Origin of the sequence: Methylacidimicrobium tartarophylax, assembly GCF_902143375.2 — a bacterium.
GTDB classification, from domain to species: domain Bacteria; phylum Verrucomicrobiota; class Verrucomicrobiia; order Methylacidiphilales; family Methylacidiphilaceae; genus Methylacidimicrobium; species Methylacidimicrobium tartarophylax.
Map to the genome: position 1 here is coordinate 68,026 of NZ_CABFVA020000065.1, position 23,089 is coordinate 91,114.

Below are 23,089 nucleotides of genomic sequence, written 5' to 3' on the forward strand. Positions count from 1 at the left end.
GCTGGCCGCCATTTCTCACAAGCTTTCTCCTGCGGCTTGCACAATGGGTTTGTCTGCTTCGTTGGGCTTGGTTTTCCATCCTTGCAGTATGTCGTCATACCACTCCGGTGGAAAACCTGCGCCGCGCCTTGCATCCAAGCCCATTTGCGGCGCCTCGGCTACGACATTTGCGACAAATGGCGGCTAGTTGCGGATGTCGCTCCTCGGCAGCGAGGGTGAGGGCTTCCAGCGGCACTGCCTGGGGGGGGAAGGGGCAGGATGGCTGTTTACCAGCATGCTGGGTCAGCGATGCGCTCCTTCCATGGAGCAAGTAGAGCCCGGAAGGGTGGGGAGCCCGCGGACTTACGGTACGACGAAGATCTTGCCCGTGTAAGGGCAACGCACCTCCGTTCCCGGCGGGAAGCCGCGAACATCGACGAGCCCCGCTTCAGGTGCGTAGGGGCTTTTTACGTAACCCGGTTTCCCGTCGACGGCAACGCCCTTGGGATACCTTGTGGCCGCGGTGGACGGTCCCCCGGAAGACTGACCTTCTTGGCCCCACGGCTTGTACTGGCCGGTTGCCGGTGTCTGACTCGCGGGGGCGCCCGACGGCGTGGAAGAAGAGGGAGAAGTGCCGGCCGGTTGATTCGCAGCAGCCGATTCCGGCTGGTTGGCCGGCTGGGGCATCGAGCCCGAACTGGCGCCTGCGGCCTCACCGCTCTTTACTTTCTTTGACGGAGATGCACAACCGAGGACAAAGAAACTGAAGCTTAACGAAACCAGAAAGATCTTTTTCATCCCTTGCGCAGGAGAGTAGAGAGAAGCCTCACGGAGATCAACCTTGGAGATGTTGAAATCGGGTGAAAATCGTAAACACTTGCCTTTCCTGCGAAGCAAGGTGCAGGGGCCAGACGATTCCGAGAGCCGCACCCTGATAATTGTGCTCAAACTCTCCGTTGGCATAGCCGATGGTATAGACTGGGTGATGCCAGAGCGTGCAGGGCCCCTCGGGCAGCGTCCAGGACCAACGCAAGAAACGGATTTCGTCGACCAGGTCCCAAGACTGGATCCCGGATTTTTCAAAAAGGAGGCCGCAGGGAAGCTGCTCCCCCTCGACGGAGACAAATCGGTTCCCCTCGGGGGCGAGAAAGCTGTAGTTTGCTTCACAGAGAAAGAGGAGTTCGAGCGGGAGTTCGCTCTCGTTGCTGATCGTGTATCGAATCCGAAGGGCATCGGGCTCCTCGAGCTCGAAGAGCTTTTGGCAGCGGAGTGCTCTTCGTTCCTGGTCGAGATAGATCCCTCCCTCCCGTTCGAGGAGTAGTCGCCGCACGCCCCCGTCCTCCGCAAGCGAAACAATGCGATACGGCAGGTTTACGAAGTCTCCGTGCTCGATGTAGGACTCCTTCTCGAATTGGGAGAGGGACGTTCCGCCCGGGACGAAGTGTTCCTGGAAGAGATGACGACGATGCCAGTCCTCGACCAGCTCTCCGGGAGGAAGGTCGGGATAGACCTGGGAATGCCGCCGCAAGGTGTTGGAGACATTGTAATGCGACGGCAGAAAGGCCATCTCTACAAGAGAGCCGCCGTAATCCGGATCCACGATCGCGCGGCAGATTTGGGTGCGCAGGACGACTTCCGGCTCGCGATCCCCATCGAGATCCGTCATCTCGGTCGCCGGAGGAGGAGTGATCCGATCGATCTCCTCTTCGGCTTGGAGGAGCAAACGATAGACGGCATCCCGCAAGTAGTTGGCAAAAAGGCCGCCACTGAGCGCGTGCCAATAAGGAGTATGTTCCTGGGCTGCGAGCAGGCGATCCCGACAGGTCAGGGAGTCTGCATTCGCGATCCCATGGAGTCGTCGGGTGAGCGAGAGCATCTTGCTGTGCATCCAGTTCGCCTCGGAATACTTTTCGAGAAACTCCTGCCAAGCTCCGCCATGGAGAAAGCGGAAAAAGCGATCCGCATCGAAGCGGTGCGATAGGTCTTCCCGGACAGCAAAGTAGGAACGGCATGCGGTTGTAGGAAGCGCATATCCCTCCAGGTCGGTCCGCGCACCGGATGGCAAAAAAACGCGGGGCCAGCGCCCGACCGTGGTTTCGGCCGGCAGGGGCATGGTAAGCCGCTCTGACTGGCTCTCCAGGTAGGTCAGCCACTCTTCGAGAACCGCTTCCTCATAAAATCGATGGAAGGTGGAAGGCCAAAAGCCATAAGCCTCCGCACGCTGCGCCAGAATCAACATCTGCGGCTCCGGCCGGTGCCAGAGCTGAACGAGGGAGGCATGAATGTCCCGGAGCGGACGGAAAGGGATCTCCGCCGAAAGGCGGGAAGAGATCGGCAGGAGGGAAATGGTAGAAGACAGGTGGCTGGTCAAAAAGGGATGGCAGAGCGCGGCTCGCTCTATGCCCGCTCGTTCCAGCAGATTGTCTTCCAGCAGTACGTAGTCGTAGCCTCCTTCCGCCAGGAGAGCCGGAAAGTACGGTTCCCAGACCGATTCGGGCAGCCAGGCGCCGCGCGGGGTCACGCCAAAATGCTCCTGGATCCAGACGACGGTTTTCCGGAGCTGCGCCAGGGCGTCTTCCCGAGGAATCATGCTTAAGATGGGTTCGTAGAAGCCGCCGCCCAATAGCTCCACCTGACTGCGGGCTACGATCCGGCGGATCTGCTCCAGGAGTCCGGGCTCCTCGTGTTCCAGATAGGAAAAGAATCCGCCCGAAAAGTGGAGCCCCATGCGAATGCGCGGATGGCGTTCCAAGGCAGCTAGAAAAGGGCGACAGACACGTTCCAGGAAGCGGCAGTAGGTTTCCGGAAAGTTGCCCAAAGGTTGATGAAAGTGGACAACCCAAACCAACTGCATGGAGTCTAGACGAACCATTGACGAGCTTCGAAATCCCGGGACGGAAAACGGAAGTCGATCGTTCCCCGCTCCGGATATCGTTCCAGAACGAGCTTTTCGCGCAGCAGGCGAACGAAAAAGCTGACCGGATCCTTCTCCTTCCATCCGAGCGCTGCGACCGGCACCATCAGGACAAAGAAGTCCTCCCAGGCGGCTGCGCCCCGTTCGTCGGCGACGGAGAAGAGAACCGCATCTTCGGAATGTTCGGTGCGGACCTTCCACGAGCCGTTCGGCAGAACGGACGCCGTCACGCGACGGATCTGTGGGGAGAGGAACTCCACCTCGATTTCCTCCGGGGCGCCGACAAAGTCGATCCGCAGATAGAAGTGTTCTTCGTCAAAGCCGAAATAGAGCTTCTGGCCCAACCGGTTCGGTTGAAACATGGCCGTCTGTTGGACAAGGGCGTCCACGGTACCGGCTCCCACCCAATCGAAGAAGTTGTCCAATCGGCCCGTAAGCTGCGGGTGAATGTAGAGGCGCGGAATCGCATAGGGCGTGGGAACCGTGGGGGCGCAGATCGGGAAGTCGAGATAGGGAGGAGGAGAAAATCCAAGTGCCAGATAGACGTTCCGCAGATGTGTGCGAAAGATCTCGTCGAAGAGGAGATCGGAGTCGGTCGAGAAATCGGGCCCGTACCACCAGAACCAGTCGCTTCCCTCGGCCGCGTAGAGGGAGCGCATCGCCGCCGCCGTCTTTTCCGCGGGTAGCGACCGGTCTTCTCCGATCCGGCGCAAGAACTGGCGGGTTCGTCCTAACCATTCCCAGGCACGGTTTTCCTCGGGATCGCCGATCCAGATGTCAAAATCGGCGTTGATCCAGGAGCCCGTATGCAGTGCGCCCAGTTCGACTTTCGGACGGTAGGCGTCGAAGTAGTCGCCCGGCCGCGAGGTCCGAAGGCGGCTGTGGGTCGTGAGACCTTGGTAGAGGGAAGAGAGAAAACGTTCTCCTCCGTCCGGAAAGGCCTCCCAGGCGTTTTCGCCATCCAGGGCGATCAAGACGGCCGCCTCTTCGGAGGACGCCACCTGGCAGATATTCTCGAAATGGTGGAGGAGAAAATTGGCCGCTTGATCCGGGGGATTCTGCGAGGCTCGAAAGCCGACGAAATCCGAAAGAGGCCTTTCGCGGAACAGGGCGTCCACGGTGGTCCCTCCCCAACTCACCGTCCATCCTTGGAAGAGAACCATGTGATCGACGCCCCTGCCGCGCCAGCGCGGATCCAGTTCCAAGCTTCGGAAAAGAATCGCCTCGTCCGTGAAGAAATAATCAAAACCCGCCTCGCGAAAGAAGGGAATGAGTTCGGGAGCGACGGACCCTTCCGAGGGCCAGAGCCCTCGGGCCGGTGCTCCGAAAACCTCCCGCATCCTTTTCTGGGCGAGGACCAGATGGCTCCGCACGTCTTCCGGAGCGCAGAATTGGGGAGGAAGATTGACGTGAGGCATCGACCGACGGGCAAGATTGGTGTCCAGGAGCAGCGGCAGGATCGGATGGCAATAGGGAGAGGTCGTGATCTCGACCTGACCTCGTTCGATCGCCGCCCGGTAACGGGAGAGCACCGTCCGGACGATCTCCCGGTGGAGATCGAGCAGTTGGCTCTTCTGGTCTTCGGTGAAGTCCCGCCCCTGTGCGCGCAGTTCCCGGAGCAAGGGGTAGGCCTGGTAAGCCGCAAAGCCGCACCAGGCCAAATTGTAGAGAGTCTGCAGATCGCGATAGTCTTGGGCGGAGAAGAGGTTGGTCACTTCCGCCAGGTTCTGAAAGTCGACCATGCGGCCGCGTTGATTCAAGAGGTCCCAAAAGCGCGGCAGAGGACGGATGAGGGTATCGAAATTGGCACGGAAGAAGTGCTCGAGGATCTTTTCTTTCTCCCCCTGACCGAGGTTCTCAGCCCGGATGCGGCTCCAGGCTTCGCAGTCGTCGATCACCTCGCCTGCCCCGATCTCGACCAGCTGCTCGAGCAGGACGGGGGTGAAGTTGAACGCGACCTTCAGCGTGGGAAATCGCTCGACCATCTCGATCATATCGAGATAGCTGTGCACCGCATGGAGACGGACCCAAGGCGTGCGGGCCTTTCCGGTCTGCCGATCGACGTAGTCCGGCTGGTGCATATGCCAGAGGAGAACGACATTCATGGTGACGCCCCTTTGGACGCATCCTGGGGAAAGCCCCAGGATGGGTTTCCGCTGCTTTGCGAGAAGTGCAAAAGCCCCATCCTATGTTTCCTCACGAACCCGACGGAGGAAGCTCGCAGCCTCCTCAGGGAAGGTGGTGTTGATGTAGAACCCCGTGCCGTATTCAAACCCGGCGGCCTGCGCCAACCGGGGAAGGATTTCGATATGCCAGCGAAACTCCATTTCCGCGGGGACCAACTCCCGGACCCGCGCCTGGTGAAAGGGTGCTGTCTGAAGGATCAGGTTATAGGCGGGCTTCTGGAGACCTTTTCGGATTCGGCGAAGGACGTGGCGGAGTGCCTCCGCAAGCAAGCCTAGGTGATAATCGTCGAGGGTGTGGAAGTGGGCGGCGGGAAACTTCGGCATGATCCATGTTTCGAAAGCGAAGCGGCTAGCCCAAGGACAAAAGGAGGCGAACGCCGAGTTTTCGTAGACCAGCCGATCCCCCGATCTTATCTCTGCCTGCAAGACATCGGCGAAGAGACTTCGCTCCTTGAGCTCGAAGTGGGCGCGGGCGGTCTCTATCTGCTCTTCGACCGCGCGAGGAACGATCGGGAGTGCGATCAGTTGAGAATGGGGGTGGCGCAGGGAAGCTCCCGCGAGCATGCCGACGTTCTTGAAAACGAAGATGTAGCGGAAGCGGATGTCTTGAACCAAGTCGATGATCCGAGCCCGATAGGCCCGAAGCACGTCGGTGATGGCCCCTAGGGGTTGATCCTCGAGCTCCTGATCCGGATCCGGCGTCTCGATGATCACTTCGTGAGCGCCGATCCCATTGATCTGATCGTAGATGCCGACCCCTTCCGGGAAAAGCTCTCCCTCGATGCGAAGCGCCGGGAAACGGTTGGGGACGACGCGAACCGTCCATCCGGGAGAGTTTGGGGCTCCTCCCTTTGGCCGAATGGCGAAGACCTCGTGGGGGGTGAGGCTCTCGTTGCCCGCCATGAAGGGACAGAGTGAGTTCGGCGCCTCGGGCAGAGGAGGATAGTCCATCGGACGCTGCTTGCGCTCCGGCGCAAAGACAACCCATCGTTTGGGGAAAAGCGGTTCTCGGCGCAATTGCGGCATATCGCGATGATCGGACGCTTCCTCTCCATGCAGCTCGGCGTCGTCCCGCGAGCTGAAAAAGGTTGCGAGACTTCTCTTCTATGAGAAAGAGTGATCCCGCTCAACCGAAATCGCCGGCAGAGCAGAGCAGATGATCACTTCCTTCTTCGCAGCCCACTGACGCCCGATCGAAACCGACTCGAGATCGAGATGAAGTTTCGCGTGATAGGCTCGGCGGCGGATCAAGCCCGGGTCGGAGAATTGAACACGGGCCACGGCTTGGTTCGCACCCCGGCGTTCATGCCCGTGGGCACGCGAGGGACGGTGAAAGGAGTCTTTCCGCGCGATCTTCTCGACCTGGGTGCTCAGGTGATTCTCTGCAACACCTACCATCTTCTGCTCCGTCCCGGAATCGACCTGCTGCGCGATCTGGGCGGGCTGCATCGATTCCTTGGCTGGCCCGGGGCGATCCTCACGGATAGCGGAGGCTATCAAGTTTTCAGCCTCTCCTCCCTCCGTAGGGTCGACGATCACGGAGTGGTTTTTCGTTCCCATCTGGACGGGAGTCCTCTCTTTCTGTCTCCCGAACTGGCGGTCGAGTTCCAGCTCATCGCCGGCAGTGATCTGATCATGAGTCTGGACGAGTGCCCGCCCTGGCCCGCATCCCCAAGCGAGCTCGACCAGGCGGTCCGAAGAACGGTGCTCTGGGCCGCTAGAGGGAAAGAGGCATGGGAGCGACTTCAGGATTCCCATGCCTCTTTCCCTACGCCGGAAGCAGGGCTTTTCGGCATCGTCCAGGGCGGAGGAGACGCCCGGCTCCGGGCACTCTGTGCGGAAGAACTGGGAGCGATCGGATTCGATGGCTTTGCGATCGGGGGGGTCAGCGTGGGGGAGCCTCCCGAAGAGGGGTTGCGCGCAGTGGCGGAGACGGTGGTGCATCTCGACCCGGCACGGCCTCGCTATGTCATGGGTGTAGGCGAACCTTGGCAGATGGTCGAGATGGTCAATCTCGGGGTCGATCTCTTTGATTGCGTCCTTCCAACCAGGCTGGCGCGACATGGGGTCGCCTACACAGGAATGGGACGAATTTCGCTCCGGAATTCGTCGTTTCGTCTCGATCCGGCGCCGATCTCCTCGGAATGCGGCTGCTACACCTGTCGGAATTTTTCCCGCGCCTACTTGCGCCATCTGCTGAAATCGGAGGAAATTCTTGGCCTCATGCTGCTCACGCTGCATAACCTATATTTCTATCTCTGCCTGATGAAGGAAATGCGAACGGCTCTGGAGAGAGGATGCTGGGAAGCATTCCTGGCAGAGAAGAGGAAACGTCGAGAGGAATTTGAAGAAGGAGGATGACCATGGGCATAGCACTTTTATGGATCGTGGCGGCGCAACCGGCCGCTGCGGCAGGTCAGGGCGGTGGGGCGGCGGAGGGGGTCCCGGCTTTTTCGTCTCTGGTCACAATGGCGGCGATCTTCGGGGTGTTCTACTTTTTGTTGATCCGGCCGCAACAGAAAGCTCGGAAGGAGCAGGAGCGACTCATTGCGGGCGTAAAAACGGGTGATCATGTGGTCACCAGCGGCGGGTTGTTGGGAACGGTGACCAACGTGAAGGAGAAGACGGTGGTGATCCGGGTAGCGGAGAATGTCAAGGTCGAGGTGCTCAAAACGAACCTGACTGCGGTCACGAAGGCGGAAGCGGAAACAAAGTAGGAAGCCAACGGAAGCGGAGAGAGAAAACGCCATGCTGCTCTGGTCCTTTGTCACGGCCCTCTTCTTCCTCATCGCGCTGATCTGGTATTTCACCGCGACGGAGGAACGGGTGCGCCGCTGGGTGGGCCTCTTCTGCATCGTGATGCTCCTGGCGAATGCCGGTCTTTCGCTCTTTCCTCTAGACCGGGGGATTCGGCTCGGCCTTGATCTCAAGGGAGGGACGGCCTTTCTCTTGGAGTTGGAAGGCCAGCCTTCCCCGGGGGCGTTGCAGCAGGCCACGGCAGTGATCCGGAAGCGGGTGGATAAATTCGGCTTGTCCGAGCCGATCATCCAGCCGGTGGGCCGCAACCGAATCAGCGTTCAGATCCCCGGGCTTGCCGAAGCCGAAAAAAACGCCGCCCGGCAACAGCTTTCCAAAGTGGCCAAGCTCGAGTTCAAGCTGGTCCACCCGCAGAACGGCCAACTCCTCGCGGAGGTTCAGGCGGGCCAGGGCCGTATCCCCGCCGATTACGAGCTGCTTTCCTTTGCCCCGGAGGAAGGACGGTCTACCGGATTGCGTCAGATCTTGGTGAAACGTCGAGCGGAGATGGGAGGGAAGCATGTCCGTCGGGCTTTTCGAGGGTTCGACGAAGTCGGCCGTCCCACCGTGGTGATCGAATTCAGCGAAGAGGGATCGCGCCGCTTTGGGGCGCTGACCAGCGCCAACATCGGGAGGCAGCTCGCCATCGTGTTGGATGGAGAGGTGCGTAGTGCCCCCGTGATTCAGTCGGCGATCTTTCGAAGCGCGATCATTTCAGGGGGCAACATGAGCCCCAAGGAGGCGGAAGATCTGGCGAGCGTCCTGGAAAATCCCCTGGAGATGCCGGTCAAGTTGCTGGAGGAGCGTGGGATCGATCCTTCTCTAGGCCGCGACTCGATCTTGAGCGGAGCAAGAGCGGGATGGGTGGCTTTAGCCCTCGTTGTGGTCTTCATGGTGGCGTATTACCGCGCAGCCGGGGTAGTGGCTGTGCTCGCCCTGGGGGTGAATCTTTTTCTTCTCTTCGGATTTTTGGCGCAATTCCATTTCACCTTGACCCTTCCCGGGCTTGCCGGAGTCATCCTGACGATCGGTATGGCCGTAGATGCCAACGTCCTGGTCTATGAGCGAATGCGCGACGAGATCGACGCAGGGAAGCCGATCCGTCAGGCAGTGACCACCGGTTTTGAACGAGCCTTCAGCGCCATCTTCGACTCTAACGTCACCGTCATCCTGGTGGCCGTGATCCTGATGTGGCTGGGGAGCGGACCGCTACAGGGATTCGCCGTCACCCTCGTGTTGGGTATCGTGGCGAATCTCTTCGCCGCCCTTGTGGTGACTCGGAATGCCTTCGAATGGCTCCTGGCGAGCGGCTGGTTGCAGCGTCTTTCCATGATGCGGATCTTGACGCATCCGAACTTTCCTTTCCTGGCCTGGCGCCGGGTGGCGTGCTGGCTGGCTCTGGTTCTGCTCGCCGCAGGGCTGACGACCTTCTTTCTCCGCAGCAATAAGCTCCTGGGAGTCGATTTCGTAGGGGGAGACTCCCTTACGGTCGGATACCAGCAGGAGGCCCCGGTCCAGGAAGTGCGGGCGGCCCTGGAAGGGGCGGGCATTCATCCGAGCATGATGCAATATGCGCGGGAATTCCGGCAACTCTCGCTCGAGACCCGATACGGCGAGGGTGCGCGTGCGTTAACGGTCCTCCAGCAAAAGCTCCCGTCGGCCGGGTTCGCCAATGCCAGGCTCGACAGTGTGGGCCCTGTGGTGGGAGAGGAACTGAAAGGACGGGCGATGCTGGCTCTCTCCCTCGGGCTGGCGGCGATTCTGCTCTACGTGACCCTGCGTTACCAGTGGTCGTTTGCGGCCGCGGCTGCCATTGGACAGCTGCACGACGTTTTGCTTGCCGTGGGGGTCATGGCGATCCTGGGTCAAGAATTCACGATGCCGCTGGTCGGCGCTTTCCTGACGATTCTCGGCTACTCGATCAACGAGAAGATCGTCATTTCCGATCGTGTTCGAGAGGCGGGCCGGCTGCGCCTCGCCGGTACCTTTTGGGATCATATCAATAGCGGGGTCAATCTGACTCTGGCTCGTACGTTGATCACGGGCGGCACCGTTCTTCTGGCCACTCTTTCCATGCTGCTGCTCGGAGGTCCCGTCATCTCCCCCTTCGCTTTGGCGATTCTCATCGGCGTACTGGGCGGCATGTTTTCCTCTCACTTTCTCACGCCGGCGCTGATTTATTGGTTTCATGAGCTTCGAGAAAAACGCGGCCGAGTGACGCAGCACCCGGAACCCCAGAGTGCCTAGCGGGGCGGGGGAAGGGAGTGCCATGGGGGAAGCCGAGGCAGGCGACCAAGAGCAACGAGAAGTTAGCCTGCATATCTCGCAAGCGTTCTCCTGCGGCTTGCGAAATGTACCTGTCTGCTTCGTTGGGACTTGGTTTTCCCTCTCGCAGTATGTCGTCATACAACTTCAGGGAAAACCTGCGCCCCGCCTTGCATCCAGACCCATTCGCCGCGCCTCGGGTACGAACTTTGTGAGATATGCAGGCTAGTCCTATCTGGGAGATCGATTCTCCTGGGGAAGAAGCCGAAACCCTCGGACGGGAACTCGGCGTCTCTCCCTTGCTCGGGGGGCTTCTCGTGGAGCGAGGACATCGCGATCCGGAGGAGGCCTCCCGCTTCCTCAACCCCAAGCTGTCCGCACTGGAAGATCCTTTTCAGTTGAGCGGCTTGCGGCAGGCGGCCGAGCGGTTGCGGCAGGCCATTGTCGAAAGGCAGCGGATTCTGGTTTACGGCGATTACGACGTCGACGGAGTAAGCTCCACGGCTCTTTTGGTCCGAGCCCTCCGGTTGCTCGGGGCCTCGGCGTCGGCGTTCATTCCTGAGCGGGCATCGGAGGGCTACGGGCTCACTCGGAAGGGCCTGGAGCGGGCGTTCCGTCTTTTCTGCGAGGAGAGAGGGAATCATGACCCCGGGCAGAAACAGCTGCCCGATCTCGTGGTGGCCGTCGACTGCGGCACGACCTCGATCGAGGAGTTGTCTTGGCTCGCGGAGAAGGGCGTAGAGGCCATTGTCGTGGACCACCATCGGCCCGCCGGCTGCTGGCCACCGGCTTGCGCGATCCTCAACCCTCACCGGGACGGCCGGGGCAGCCATTTTGCGAGCGCGGGTCTTGTTTTTAAGCTGCTCCACGGGCTCCTCAAGCTGGAACCGGCCTATCGCGAGCGGCTGCGGCTACGGGAGGAACTGGATCTGGTTGCCCTGGGAACCATTGCCGATATCGTCCCGTTGACCGGTGACAATCGGATTTTCGTCGCCCGAGGCCTGGAGCAACTCGGCCGCCGCCGGTTGCCCGGTTTACGGGCACTGGCGAGTGTTTCGAAGATGGGCGAGAAGCCGACAGTGGAGGATGTCGCTTTTCGGCTTGCCCCTCGGCTCAATGCGAGCGGGAGGCTCGACGACGCGATGGAATCGGTGCGCCTCCTTCTGACCGACTCGCCCACCGAAGCGGAGCAGGGCGCCCTTTCGTTGCATCGGAAGAACCTGCAACGACGGCTCGTCGAGCGGGAGATGCTCGAGGACGCTCTCGGTACCTTGGAGAAAGAGCCTGCGGTTTTCACCGGCGGGGCGATCGTGGTCGGAAAGAGGGGGTGGCATGCGGGAGTGGTAGGAATCGTGGCCTCGCGTCTCTTGCGCCGGTTTCACCGGCTGGTCGCCGTCGTCGCCTTTGATGAACGGGGAGAAGGGAAGGGGAGCGCACGTGGGATTCCCGGGATGTCGATCGTGGAGGGGTTGCGGGCCAGTGCCGCTCACCTGGAGAAATTTGGCGGACACGATCTGGCGGCGGGCTTTTCCCTTCGAGAGGAAAACCTGTCTGCGTTTCGTGCGAGCTTGGTACAATGGGCGAGCCGCGCAGGCTCGCCGGAGATCTTCCGTAAACGGCTCAGAATCGCCGGGGAGCTTCCGCTCTCCGCGGCGGGCCTCCCGCTCTACGAGGAGTTGGAGCGGCTGGCCCCCTTCGGGGCGGGGAATGCCCGGCCGCTCTTCGCCTTTCCCAGCCTTTTCTTAGAGGGGGTGCCCATTCAAGCACGAGGGTGCACTCGGATCTCTCTTCGTTCCGGCGATGCCCGGCGCGAGGCCTTCGGGTTCGACCTCCCGGTGAACGGCGTGATCGCAGGCCGCTTTCAAATTGCGGGCCACCTCGACTGGGACTCGCTGGGCAAGCGGGTGCGGGTGCGGATCGTCGATTGGAGAGCGGAACAGGGTTAACCGCTATTTCACACAAGCTTTCTCCTACGGCTTGCAAAATGGGCTTGTCTGCTTCGTTGGACTTGGTTTTCCATCCTTGGCAGTATGTCCTCATACAGCTCCGGTGGAAAACCGGCGCCGCGCCTCGCATCCAAGCCCATTTGCGGCGCCTCGGCTACGAAATTGGTGAGAAATGGCGGCTGAGGCCAGGATATGCGGGCTTGCGTAGCGGAACGATTGAACCAGAAGCGGTCGATCGGCTAGAAAGGCGGTGAGACCAACGCAAATGAGTCCTTTTCGCATCGGCTGTGCCCCCTATCTCAATGCCAAGCCCCTGATCTACGGACTGGAGAAGCAGGCATTGTTCTTCCCGCCCGCGGAACTGCCCGAACGGCTTCGCTCGGGTGAGGTCGACGCGGCGCTTGCTCCATTGGGCGCCTCCTTGTCCGAAGAGTTTGCCCTAGTGGATGGTGTTGGAATCGTAGCGGATGGGCCGGTGAAAAGCGTCATTCTTGCCCACGATGCGCCGCTTTCTGAAATTCGGAGCATTGCCATCGACCCCCATACGCGATCTTCCTTCCTGCTGCTTCGGGTGCTTTTAGAGAATTTTCTTGGTTTCCGTCCGAACTACGTTCCTTTTTCCGAGCGGAGCGCGTCACGGCTTTTGATCGGAGATCGGGCGCTCGCGTATCGAAAGGAAAATCCAAGGGTGACGCTCCTGGATCTGGGTGAAGCGTGGCGGGATCGGACGGAGCTTCCCTTCGTTTTCGCGGTTTGGACGGTCCGGCGGTCGGAAGCGAAGGGCAAGGAAATCGCAGCCCTCTTTCGGGAGGCGAAGAGGCTCGGTCTTGCGGCACGAGGGTCCATTGCCAAAGACAAAAGCGAGTGGGAGTACTTGACTCGCTATATCCGATACGAGGTGGGGGAGCGGGAGAAGGCGGGCGTGGCACGCTTTTGTGATGAACTGCGGGTCCTGGGGGAGAAAGCGGTCGTTGGAAAGGAGCTGTTGTGGATTTGAGCAACGGAAACGGCGTGAAGAGAGCTGAGGCAAAGGTTCTGGCCGGGGAGAGGATCTCGCCCGAAGAGGCGCGTGCCCTCTACTCTCTTCCTCTGCCGGAGCTTGGGATCTTAGCCGATGTGCGGCGTAGGGGAAAAAAGAAGGCTGCCTACGAAGGGGCCGGCGAGAGGATCGTCACCTACATCGTCGATCGGAATATCAACTACACCAACGTCTGCAACGTCGGGTGCAAGTTCTGCGCCTTCTACCGGCGAAAGAGGGATCCGGACCACTACGTCCTCAGTCCGGAGAAGATCAGCGAGAAGGTCGCCGAGCTGGAAGCCATTGGCGGAACCCAGATCCTCATGCAAGGCGGACACCATCCGGACCTGGGCATCGACTACTACTTGGAACTTCTCCAGTATCTGAAAGAGAAGCATCCGGGCATCAACATCCATGGGTTTTCTCCGCCGGAGTTCATTCATTTCTCCCAAACCTTCGAAATGCCGCTTGAAGAAGTGCTGCGCCGGTTTCGAGACGCCGGCTTGGGCTCGGTGCCTGGAGGGGGCGCCGAAATCCTGGTCGACGAGGTCCGCAAGCGCATCGCGGCGCGGAAATGCACGGCCGACCAGTGGCTCGAAGTGATGCGGACCGCGCATCGGTTGGGGTTGCGATCGAGCGCCACCATGATGTTCGGGCATGTCGAAAGTCTTGCGGACCGGATCGAGCATCTCCGTCGTCTTCGCGAGCTTCAGGATGAGACCGGCGGCTTCACCGCTTTCATCTGCTGGACCTTTCAGCCCGAGAATACGGCACTTCCCGCTCGAAAGCTCGGACCCTCCGAATATCTGCGCATGCAGGCCCTCTCACGGATCTTTCTCGACAACGTCGAGAATATCCAGGCTTCGTGGGTGACCCAGGGCCCGGAAATCGGACAGGTGGCTTTACGATTTGGAGCCAATGACTTCGGAAGCGTCATGATGGAGGAGAATGTCGTCTCGGCGGCGGGTACGACCTTTCGCATGACCGAGAAGGAGATCGAAAGCTTCATCCGGGAGGCGGGATTCGAACCGAGGCGTCGGAACAACTGGTATGGTCTTTTGTCATGAAGGGACCATTTTGCAAGCCGTGGGAGAAAGCTTGTGAGAAATGGCGGTTAGACTATGCCCAGGCGGGATGATCTCCATTCGGTTTTGCTGATCGGCAGCGGACCGATCGTGATCGGTCAGGCCTGCGAATTTGACTATTCCGGGGTGCAGGCCTGCAAAGCCCTCAAGGAGGAGGGTTATCGCGTTATCCTCCTGAATAGCAATCCGGCGACCATCATGACCGATCCGGAGTTTTCGGATCGCACCTATTTGGAGCCGATCTCGGTCGAGGTTCTGGCAAAGATCCTTGAGAGGGAGAGGCCCGACGCACTTCTTCCCACCCTGGGAGGGCAGACCGCGCTCAATGTGGCCACGGCAGCGGCCGACGCGGGCCTTTTAGAGCGCTACGGCGTTCGGATGATTGGTGCCCAGCCCGAGGCCATCAAGAAAGCCGAGAATCGACAGCTCTTCAAAGAGGCGATGCTGCGAATCGGGCTAAGCGTTCCCAATTCGGGAACGGCGCGGAGCGCCGAGGGGGCCCGGAGCATTGCCGAGGCGATCGGACGGTTTCCGTTGATCATCCGGCCCGCATTTACCCTTGGCGGCATGGGAGGAGGGATCGCCTACAACCGCGAGGAGTTCGAGCGGATTGTGACGGGAGGCTTGGCGACCTCCCCCATCGGAGAAGTTCTCATCGAAGAGTGCCTGCTCGGCTGGAAAGAGTTCGAAATCGAGGTCATGCGCGACCGGGCGGACAACTGTGTCGTCATCTGCTCGATCGAGAATTTCGATCCCATGGGGGTGCATACCGGAGACAGCATCACCGTCGCGCCGATCCAGACGCTTTCCGATCGGGAGGTTCAGAGGATGCGCGATGCGGCATTCGCCGTGATCCGGGAGATCGGTGTCGACACGGGCGGGTCGAACATTCAATTTGCGGTCGATCCGAAGACCGGGCGGCAGCTTGTTATCGAAATGAATCCCCGGGTCTCCCGCTCTTCAGCGCTTGCCTCGAAGGCGACGGGCTATCCGATCGCCAAGATCGCCGCAAAGCTGGCGATCGGGTACACCCTGGATGAGCTGCGCAACGACATTACCCAGGTGACCCCGGCGAGTTTCGAGCCGACGATCGACTACGTCGTGACGAAGCTGCCGCGCTTCACCTTCGAAAAGTTTTCGGCTTCCGATCCGACGCTGACCTCCTCGATGAAGAGCGTCGGCGAGGCGATGGCGATGGGGAGGACCTTCCAGGAGTCGCTCCAGAAGGGGCTTCGCTCTCTGGAGGTGGGAGCCTGGGGCTTGGGAGCGGGAGGTGCGGAGTCCGATTCCGACCCATCGATGGAGACGATTCGTCACTATCTGGTCACTCCTCGGGCGGAACGGATCTTCTATATCCGCCACGCCTTCCGGGCGGGGATGAAGCTTGAGGAGATTGCCGAGCTCTCGGGTATCGACCCCTGGTTTCTCGAGCAGATTCGAGATCTGACCGAAGAGGAGGAGAGGCTTTCGCAGGCACCGAAAGACTTGAGGGCGCTCGCACGGGCCAAACGAAAAGGATTTTCGGACCGGCAGTTGGCCCACCTCTGGCGGCTCTCGGAAGAAGAGGTCCGCTCCCTGCGGAGCGAGCGGAATCTTCGTCCCTCCTACCGGCTTGTGGACACTTGCGCCGGGGAATTCACGGCCTATACCCCTTATTACTATTCCAGCTACGAGGACGGATGCCGGGAACTGCCGCCGCTCGGCGAAAAGAAGCGGATTCTGGTTCTCGGCGGCGGTCCGAATCGAATCGGGCAAGGAATCGAGTTCGACTACTGCTGCGTCCACGCGGCGATCGCTCTGCGGGAGATGGGAATGGAGGCGATCATGGTCAACTCCAATCCGGAGACCGTCTCTACCGACTATGATTGCAGCGATCTGCTCTTCTTCGAGCCGCTCACGCAGGAGGACGTGCTCAATGTGTACGAGGCGACTCAAGCCTCCGGGGCCATCGTCCAATTCGGCGGACAGACGCCGCTCAACCTTGCTGCCTCCTTGGAGCGTGCGGGAGTGAGCATCCTGGGGACGACCGTGCGCTCGATCGAGCGGGCGGAGGATCGGGAGCTCTTCACCGATCTGGTGGCCAAGCTCGGTTTGCGTCAGCCGCTGAGCGTGACCGCGCGGAGCGAGGAAGAGGCAGCGGCCGGGGCGGCTAAGATCGGCTATCCGATCCTCGTCCGACCGTCCTTTGTCCTCGGAGGAAGGGCGATGCAGATCGTCTATACAGAAGAGGACTTGCGACGTTACGTCCGGGAGGCGCTGCTCGTCTCTCCGGAGAGGCCAATCCTGATCGATCGGTTTCTGGAAGACGCGACGGAAGTAGACGTCGACTGCCTTTGCGATGGGCGGGCCGTCGTCGTGGGCGCGATCATGGAGCACATCGAGCAGGCCGGGGTCCATTCCGGCGACAGCGCTTGCGTGATCCCCGCTCCCACCCTCTCGGACGCCATTCAGAAAGAGATCCGGGAAGCGGTCCGAGCCTTGGCGCTGGAACTCGAGGTCAAGGGGCTGATGAACGTTCAATTTGCGGTTAAGGGCGACGGGCTCTACGTCCTGGAGGTCAACCCCCGGGCTTCCCGGACGGTTCCCTTCGTCAGCAAAGCCGTCGGCGTCCCGCTGGCGAAGATCGCAGCGAAGGTGATGGCTGGGAAGACGTTGGCCGAACTTGGGTTTACGCGGGAAGTCATCCCGAGCTATTATTGCGTCAAGGAGGCGGTCTTCCCTTTCCGTCGATTCCCTGGTGTCGATATCCTCCTGGGCCCCGAGATGAAGTCGACGGGCGAGGTGATGGGGATCGACGAGGATCTGGGTCTGGCCTACGCCAAGACGCAGACGGCCGCCTCGCCGAGCCTCCCGCTCCGGGGCAACGTCTTTCTGAGCGTTCGAGATCAGGATAAGCAAGAGGGGGCCCGGATCGCCCGCGTCCTTCAGGAACTTGGTTTTACCCTCTACAGCACGGCGGGAACCGGCCGAGCGCTTGCCGAAGCGGGCGTCCCTTGTCATCGCCTGCACAAGCTCTCGGAAGGGCGCCCCAATATCCTGGATATGCTCAAGAACGAGGAGATCGCGCTCGTGATCAACTGCCCCGGAGGACGAACCGCGCGGCAGGATGAGATCCAGATTCGAACGACGGCTCTCTACGCCGGAGTCCCCGTCATGACGACGATGGCGGCTGCCTGGGCGACGGTGCAAGCAATCCGCTCCCTGCAGCATAAGGAATTCCGGGTCAAGGCGCTGCAAGAGCATCACGCGACTTTGGCATCGATCGAATAGGAGCCGATCGGAGGGCACCGTGGCACGCCGGATCCCGGGGATCTCTCTCTCGGCTCTCCTGATTGGCGGTTACCTGGCCCTCGGACTTTACGTGGTCCTTCGCGGGTGGGCCGTCGTCCCTCCTTCCCCCTTCCCGCGGATCGGTTACCTCTGTCTCGCGGCCGCTTGTGTTTTCGGCTATCCCGCGGCACGGCGCTGGCAGGAGAGGAACCCCTCCCCGGTCGCGGATTGGGCTGTCCTCCTCTCCTCCCTCTGGATCCCTTCGGTGCTCTATCTTTTTCTCGGAATCTCCGCTTGGGACCTGCTGCAGCTCCTACCGGGTGCGGCAAAGCTGGAGGAAAGCCTCCTTCCTCCCTGGGCTCCTCCGGTGGGCTTGATCGCTCTGGTCGTGCTCCTGCTCCTCCGAGGGACCGTCAACGCGCGCCGGATCTTGGTCCAAGAGCTCGACCTTTTCCTCGATTCGTCCCCGCCTCCTTCTTCGTTTCTCCCTGGTCTGACGATCGCCGTCGCCGCCGACCTCCATATTACCGGAACCTTTGGCGCAAGGAGACTCGCCCGCATCGCCAAGGCAATCCGGTCGACCTCGCCCGATCTCGTCCTGCTATCCGGAGATCTGGTCGATGCTTCCGCGCCCGTGCTGGAGAAGGCTGGCGTGGGGCCGCTCTTCCGCTCTCTTTCCGCTCCCTTGGGGGTCTTTGCGTGTCTGGGAAACCACGAGTACTATAGCGGTGCCGATGGGGCGGTTGCCTTTCTGGGCGAAAACGGGATTACCGTTCTGCGCGACCGGTGCGTGGAGGTCGGGGGCGTCCTCCGAATCGCCGGCAGGGATGATCGAGCCAAAATGGTGCTGGGCGACGGTCGTCCACGCGAGCCGCTTCGTCGGCTCCTGGAAAAGAGCAATCCGCGCCTACCACTCTTGGTCCTAGACCATCGCCCCTCTGCGCTGGACGAAGCAGCCGATTGCGGCGCCGATCTCCTCGTCTGCGGCCATACCCATAACGGCCAGTTTTGGCCCATCAACCATATCGTCTCCCGGCTCTACCCGCTTGCCTACGGCTATGCGCGCCGGGGGAAGACCCACATCGTCGTCACTCGCGGCGCCGGCACCTGGGGTCCTCCGATCCGCATTGGGCAGTGCTCGGAAATCTTCCGAATCACCCTTCACCTTGCTTCCGGGTCCATTTCGCCGGCTGCAGAAGAACGCTTGTGAGACAGGCGGCTAAAAGACCCTTCTCCGCCGACCTCCGCCCGCCCATCGTGGAAGGAGACCGTCTTTTCGTAGATCGCGCGACCGAGGACCGCGCCGTAGAGCCGCGGGATCCGCTCCAGCGAGCGTAGATCTTCGGGCTTGCCGATCCCTCCGGAGGCAAAGATCGGGAGCGGGACGGTTTGGACCAGCTCCCGGGTTCTCTCCAGGTCCGGACCGGAGAGCATCCCATCGACCGAGACATCGGTGTAGAGAAGGAAACCGGCTCCCTGAGTCTGGGCGTGCCGGGCGGCATCGATCAGCTTCTTCCCCGTACCCCGCTCCCAGCCGGCGATCCGGACCTCCCCGTTACGGGCATCGAGGGCGACGACGATCCGCTCTGGTCCAACACGGGCGGCGAGCTTGGGAAGGAATTCGGGCTCTTCCCATGCGCGCGTTCCTATGACGACCCGGGAGGCTCCGCGTGCGAGGGCTTCTTCCACGGCTTCTTCGGTGCGGAGGCCTCCGCCGAGCTGGATGGGAATCCGGACTCGCTTTGCGATCGCCTCGACCCAGGGCAGAGAGGAAGAGGCGCCGGAGAATGCTCCCTCCAGGTCGACGATGTGCAGGCCGTCCGCCCCTTCCCTCTCCCAATGGAGGGCTGCCGCCACCGGATCGTCTGAATAGACGGTGGCGGACTCCCGTTTTCCTTGCCGGAGACGCACAACTTTGCCTCCGAGCAGGTCGATGGCGGCGAATAGTTTCATGGAGCGGATCGAGTGGGTCTCTCGCGGCATGCGGCGACTTCCACGAAAGCCCGCAAGAGTTGCAACCCCACCCGCTGGCTCTTTTCCGGATGGAACTGGACCGCGAAGAGGGCGCCTCGGCAGACACCGCTGGCGAAGCGCACTCCGTATTCGGTTTCGAGCGCGATCCATTCCGGATCTTCGGGAACCGGAACGTAGCTGTGAACGAAGTAGACGAAATCGCCCGAGCGGATCTCCCGGGTGAACTCGCTCTGGCGGAGGATCCGGATCGTGTTCCAGCCGATGTGGGGTACCTTGCCGACTTCCTCGGGGAAACGGACCGACTTGCCGGGAATGACTCCCAATCCAGCCACTCCCGGGCTTTCGGCGCTTCCTTCGAAGAGGAGCTGATAGCCCAGGCAGATGCCGAGGAAGGGCTTGCCGCTCGCGGCCCACTCCCGCAGCGGATCCCACAATCCGGTTTGCGCCAACTGGGCAGCACAGTCGCCGAAGGCCCCCACTCCGGGAAGTACGATGGCGGCCAGATCGGTCAGATCCTCGGGCTTCGTGACGCGCCGGGGAACGGCGCCGACGAACGCGAGCGCCTTTTCTACGCTCCGGAGATTGCCCATGCCGTAATCGACGACGCCGAGAAGAGGTCGGGAGCCGGCGCTAGCAGGTTCAGGAGAAGGGGAGTCCAACGTTTTTTGTGTAAATCGTTTGCAAAAGATCGGATTCGATCAAAACTTTGCAGTCACGAATGAAGCTCCATTTTACGAAAATGACCGGGGCCGGCAATGACTTTGTCCTCGTCGACAACCGGGATGGCCGCTTTCCGTTCCGCCCGGAAGAGATCGCGCGGCTCTGCGATCGTCACTTCGGCATCGGTGCCGACGGGATGCTTGTCGCAGAAAAGGACGGGGCGGAAGACCGCATACGGATGCGTTATTATAACTCGGACGGCGGAGAGGCCTCGCTTTGCGGGAATGGCGCCCGCTGCTTCGCCCGTTTCCTGCAGTCTCTCTTGAAAGGGAAAGAGGGGGATCGGGTCTCTTTTTTAACCGGTGCTGGGCCCGTGGATGCATGGTTTTCCGGAGAAGAAGTCTCGATCTCGATGCCCGATCCGGGCGCGGCGCGCCTCCGGCAGCTGGTTGCCACTCGGCATGGACCGCTGGAGGTGCATTGGATTCATACCGGAGTGCCTCACTTGGTAGTCTTCGTGCAGAGCGTCGAGGGGATTGACGTGGAGGAGCTGGGGCGAGAGTTGCGATGGCTGCCCGACTTCGCTCCCGAAGGAGCGAATGCCGATTTCGTCGAGCTCCTGGGCTCCGACCGGATCGCGGTACGGACCTACGAACGAGGAGTCGAGGCGGAGACACTTGCGTGTGGAACCGGGGTCACCGCTTCGGCTCTTGTGTCTCATCTGGTCAAGGGGCTGGTCTCCCCCGTCTCGGTTCTCGTCCGGAGCGGGGACTGCCTCGGCGTCCGATTCGAGCCCACGGGCGATGGATTTCGCGGGGTCAGACTCCAAGGTCCCGCGATCATGGTGTTCACGGGAGAGGTGGAGGTAAGAAAATGAAGCTTTCAGGAGCATATACGGCACTGGTCACTCCGTTTCGCGGCGATGCCGTGGATGATGAGGCCTTAGAGCATCTGGTGAAGGAGCAAATCGAAGGGGGGATCGCCGGGTTGGTTCCCGTGGGAACGACGGGAGAATCGCCGACACTGACCCTGGAGGAGCATATTCGGGTCATTGCCAAAACGGTCGAGTTTGCGGCGGGAAGGGTGACGGTTTTGGCCGGCACAGGCTCCAACAGCACAGTCGAGGCGATTGAACTCACGCAGGCGGCGGAAAAGGCAGGAGCCGACGGAGCCCTTCTGGTCACTCCCTATTATAACAAGCCGAGCCAAGCCGGGCTCTACGCCCATTTTTCCGCTATTGCCCGAAGTACGCGGCTGCCTCTGGTCCTCTACAGCATTCCTGGGCGGTGCGGTGTCGAGATCGCGGTCGAGACCGTGCTTGCTCTCTCGCAGGCGCACAAGACCATCATCGGCCTGAAGGAAGCGGGCGGTTCGGTCGATCGGCTCAGCCAGCTTCGTCAAGTGCTCCCTGAGGACTTTGCCCTTTTGAGCGGCGACGATTCGTTGACGTTGCCCTTTTTGAGCGTGGGTGCGGTCGGGGTAATCAGCGTTGCCTCGAACCTCTTGCCCAAGGCGGTCGTCGGCTTGGTTCACGCCTTTCTGTCCGGCAACCTCCAGGAAGCCGAACGCCTTCATCGGCGCCTTTACCCGCTCTTCCGCGATCTTTTCGTGGAGACCAACCCGGTGCCGATCAAGACGGCTCTCTCGCTTCAAGGTTGGATGGCACCCGATGTCCGGTTGCCGCTGGTCCCCCTGCAGCCGAGCAACCGGGCTCGACTGGAGAAGACGCTCTCGCTCGTGGGAATGGAGTAGAAAAAAGGGGAAGGAATGATTCGGCTGGCCGTGGTGGGTGCTAAGGGGCGCATGGGGAGGGCGGTTCTCGAGCAGGCGCTTCGGGCGGGCGACTGGGAGATTGCAGGAGAAATCGACCAAGGGGATCCTCCGAAGCCGGCGCTCGCGCGGAGCGACGTGGCGATCGACTTTAGCGCGCACGCGTTTTCCACCCTCATCGCCGAAGCGAGTGCCGAAGAAGGCAAGCCGCTGGTGGTCGGGACGACGGGCCACTTCCCCGAGGAGGCCTCTCGGGTGCGCCGGGCCGGGGAGAGGATTCCCATTGTTTGGGCGCCCAACTTTTCCACTGGGGTCAATCTGCTCTTTTATCTCGTGCGGAAGGCGACTGCGGTTCTCGGAGGCGAGTTTGATTCGGAGATCGTGGAAGCGCACCATCGAGGGAAACGGGATGCGCCCAGTGGAACCGCGCGCCGCTTGGCGGAAATCATTGCCGAGGTGCGCGGGCTCTCGCTGGAGCAGGTCGCACGACACGGAAGGTCGGGGGAACCCGGGCCGCGAAAGCCGGAGGAAATCGGGATTCATGCGATCCGCGCAGGGCAGATCGTCGGACTTCATACCGTGCTCTTCGGCGGACCCGGAGAAGTTCTGGAGCTCACGCACCGGGCCGAGACAAGGGACACCTTCGCGCTCGGGGCTCTTCGGGCGGCGCGCTGGGTGGTGGGAAAGCCTCCGGGAGTCTATTCGATGGAGGATGTTCTCGGGTTGACGTAGAGGCGAAGCGGGTTGCTTGCCCTCTGGTAGGAGGAGAGACGGTCGGCCTGCATGAGAAATGGCGGTTGACCGGGTAGGAGGAGAGGGGGAACATTCGAGCCGGCGGAGAGACAATGGAAGGAGCGTCTTTGGTTTCTTACACGGTGGGCAACGAGAAGCTTTGCCAGATCACGAGCGAGGCAGCCCGCGAGCTCTCCCGCCTTCTTCAGGATTCCGACAAGGCGGGCGGAGCCCTTCGGATCGCCGTGGTGGGAGGTGGCTGCTCGGGGCTGCAGTACCAGATGGATCTGGTCGATCGGCTCCGGGAAAAGGACATCTTGGTCGAAGCGGCTGGGGTGCGGCTGGTTGTCGACCCAAAGAGCGCCCTCTTTCTCGCCGGGTCCATCTTGGATTACTCGGATGACCTTCAGAATCGGGGCTTTGTCGTGAAGAATCCGAATGCATCTTCTCACTGCTCTTGCGGGAAGAGCTTTTCGGTTTAGCCTGCCGGCCTC

At 61.1% G+C, this 23,089-nt stretch carries 18 protein-coding genes; 12 read left to right on the top strand and 6 right to left on the bottom strand.

Going from position 1 to position 23,089, the window contains the following annotated elements; translation table 11 throughout:
- Positions 1 to 342: 342 nt before the first annotated feature.
- The 4 genes from MAMT_RS05540 to MAMT_RS05555 all read right to left on the bottom strand — a co-directional run bounded on the left by MAMT_RS05540 (position 343) and on the right by MAMT_RS05555 (position 6,105).
- Entirely contained in the window at positions 343 to 666 is a 324-nt protein-coding gene (locus tag MAMT_RS05540) for a hypothetical protein (protein WP_246186548.1), read from the bottom strand.
- A 148-nt stretch (positions 667 to 814) separates the two neighbouring features.
- Entirely contained in the window at positions 815 to 2,833 is a 2,019-nt protein-coding gene (locus tag MAMT_RS05545) for an alpha-amylase/4-alpha-glucanotransferase domain-containing protein (protein ID WP_178086933.1), read from the bottom strand.
- 5 nt (positions 2,834 to 2,838) lie between these two features.
- Complete coding sequence (locus MAMT_RS05550; RefSeq protein ID WP_142659992.1) at positions 2,839 to 4,998, bottom strand: glycoside hydrolase family 57 protein; 2,160 nt, start codon at positions 4,996 to 4,998, stop codon at positions 2,839 to 2,841.
- A gap of 81 nt (positions 4,999 to 5,079) precedes the next feature.
- Complete coding sequence (locus tag MAMT_RS05555; protein WP_142659993.1) at positions 5,080 to 6,105, bottom strand: galactose-1-phosphate uridylyltransferase; 1,026 nt, start codon at positions 6,103 to 6,105, stop codon at positions 5,080 to 5,082.
- Between the two features lie 90 nt (positions 6,106 to 6,195).
- On the opposite strand from MAMT_RS05555, the gene tgt reads away from it, so the two are divergent.
- From tgt to MAMT_RS05595, 8 genes are all read left to right on the top strand, one after another.
- Positions 6,196 to 7,440, top strand: coding sequence for a tRNA guanosine(34) transglycosylase Tgt (gene tgt, locus MAMT_RS05560; protein ID WP_342799824.1), 1,245 nt, complete (start codon positions 6,196 to 6,198; stop codon positions 7,438 to 7,440).
- A gap of 2 nt (positions 7,441 to 7,442) precedes the next feature.
- A complete protein-coding gene (gene yajC / locus MAMT_RS05565) occupies positions 7,443 to 7,796 on the top strand; it encodes a preprotein translocase subunit YajC (protein ID WP_246186549.1) in 354 nt (117 codons plus the stop codon).
- 31 nt (positions 7,797 to 7,827) lie between these two features.
- Positions 7,828 to 10,122 carry a protein translocase subunit SecD gene (secD, locus tag MAMT_RS05570; protein WP_142659995.1) on the top strand — a complete coding sequence of 765 codons (2,295 nt, stop codon included), beginning with the start codon at positions 7,828 to 7,830 and terminating at the stop codon, positions 10,120 to 10,122.
- Between the two features lie 236 nt (positions 10,123 to 10,358).
- On the top strand, positions 10,359 to 12,086 hold the full coding sequence (gene recJ, locus MAMT_RS05575; protein WP_142659996.1) for a single-stranded-DNA-specific exonuclease RecJ: 1,728 nt from the start codon (positions 10,359 to 10,361) through the stop codon (positions 12,084 to 12,086).
- A gap of 250 nt (positions 12,087 to 12,336) precedes the next feature.
- On the top strand, positions 12,337 to 13,083 hold the full coding sequence (locus MAMT_RS05580) for a menaquinone biosynthesis protein (RefSeq protein WP_142659997.1): 747 nt from the start codon (positions 12,337 to 12,339) through the stop codon (positions 13,081 to 13,083).
- A gap of 14 nt (positions 13,084 to 13,097) precedes the next feature.
- On the top strand, positions 13,098 to 14,171 hold the full coding sequence (gene mqnC, locus MAMT_RS05585; protein ID WP_246186550.1) for a cyclic dehypoxanthinyl futalosine synthase: 1,074 nt from the start codon (positions 13,098 to 13,100) through the stop codon (positions 14,169 to 14,171).
- Between the two features lie 54 nt (positions 14,172 to 14,225).
- Positions 14,226 to 17,459, top strand: coding sequence for a carbamoyl-phosphate synthase large subunit (gene carB, locus MAMT_RS05590; RefSeq protein WP_142659999.1), 3,234 nt, complete (start codon positions 14,226 to 14,228; stop codon positions 17,457 to 17,459).
- A 19-nt stretch (positions 17,460 to 17,478) separates the two neighbouring features.
- Entirely contained in the window at positions 17,479 to 18,669 is a 1,191-nt protein-coding gene (locus MAMT_RS05595; RefSeq protein ID WP_178086934.1) for a metallophosphoesterase, read from the top strand.
- On the opposite strand, the gene hisA is transcribed toward MAMT_RS05595, so the two are convergent.
- Together hisA and hisH are read right to left on the bottom strand one after the other, a co-directional pair.
- A complete protein-coding gene (gene hisA / locus MAMT_RS05600; protein ID WP_142660001.1) occupies positions 18,621 to 19,412 on the bottom strand; it encodes a 1-(5-phosphoribosyl)-5-[(5-phosphoribosylamino)methylideneamino]imidazole-4-carboxamide isomerase in 792 nt (263 codons plus the stop codon). The two genes, MAMT_RS05595 and hisA, sit on opposite strands and share 49 nt — an antisense overlap.
- A complete protein-coding gene (gene hisH / locus MAMT_RS05605) occupies positions 19,409 to 20,092 on the bottom strand; it encodes an imidazole glycerol phosphate synthase subunit HisH (protein WP_246186551.1) in 684 nt (227 codons plus the stop codon). Before hisH ends, hisA begins: the two co-directional genes overlap by 4 nt.
- Positions 20,093 to 20,151: 59 nt before the next feature.
- Here hisH and dapF point away from each other — a divergent pair, with 59 nt between their 5' ends.
- From dapF to MAMT_RS05625, 4 genes are all read left to right on the top strand, one after another.
- Positions 20,152 to 20,970 (top strand): diaminopimelate epimerase, encoded by an 819-nt coding sequence (gene dapF / locus MAMT_RS05610; RefSeq protein ID WP_142660002.1) that lies wholly within the window; start codon positions 20,152 to 20,154, stop codon positions 20,968 to 20,970.
- Positions 20,967 to 21,845, top strand: a complete 879-nt coding sequence (gene dapA, locus MAMT_RS05615; protein WP_142660003.1) for a 4-hydroxy-tetrahydrodipicolinate synthase — start codon at positions 20,967 to 20,969, stop codon at positions 21,843 to 21,845. Before dapF ends, dapA begins: the two co-directional genes overlap by 4 nt.
- A gap of 15 nt (positions 21,846 to 21,860) precedes the next feature.
- Positions 21,861 to 22,595: a 4-hydroxy-tetrahydrodipicolinate reductase gene (gene dapB / locus MAMT_RS05620; RefSeq protein ID WP_142660004.1), complete on the top strand. Its 735-nt coding sequence runs from the start codon at positions 21,861 to 21,863 to the stop codon at positions 22,593 to 22,595.
- Positions 22,596 to 22,708: 113 nt separating this feature from the next.
- On the top strand, positions 22,709 to 23,077 hold the full coding sequence (locus MAMT_RS05625; RefSeq protein ID WP_142660005.1) for a HesB/IscA family protein: 369 nt from the start codon (positions 22,709 to 22,711) through the stop codon (positions 23,075 to 23,077).
- Positions 23,078 to 23,089 lie beyond the last annotated feature (12 nt).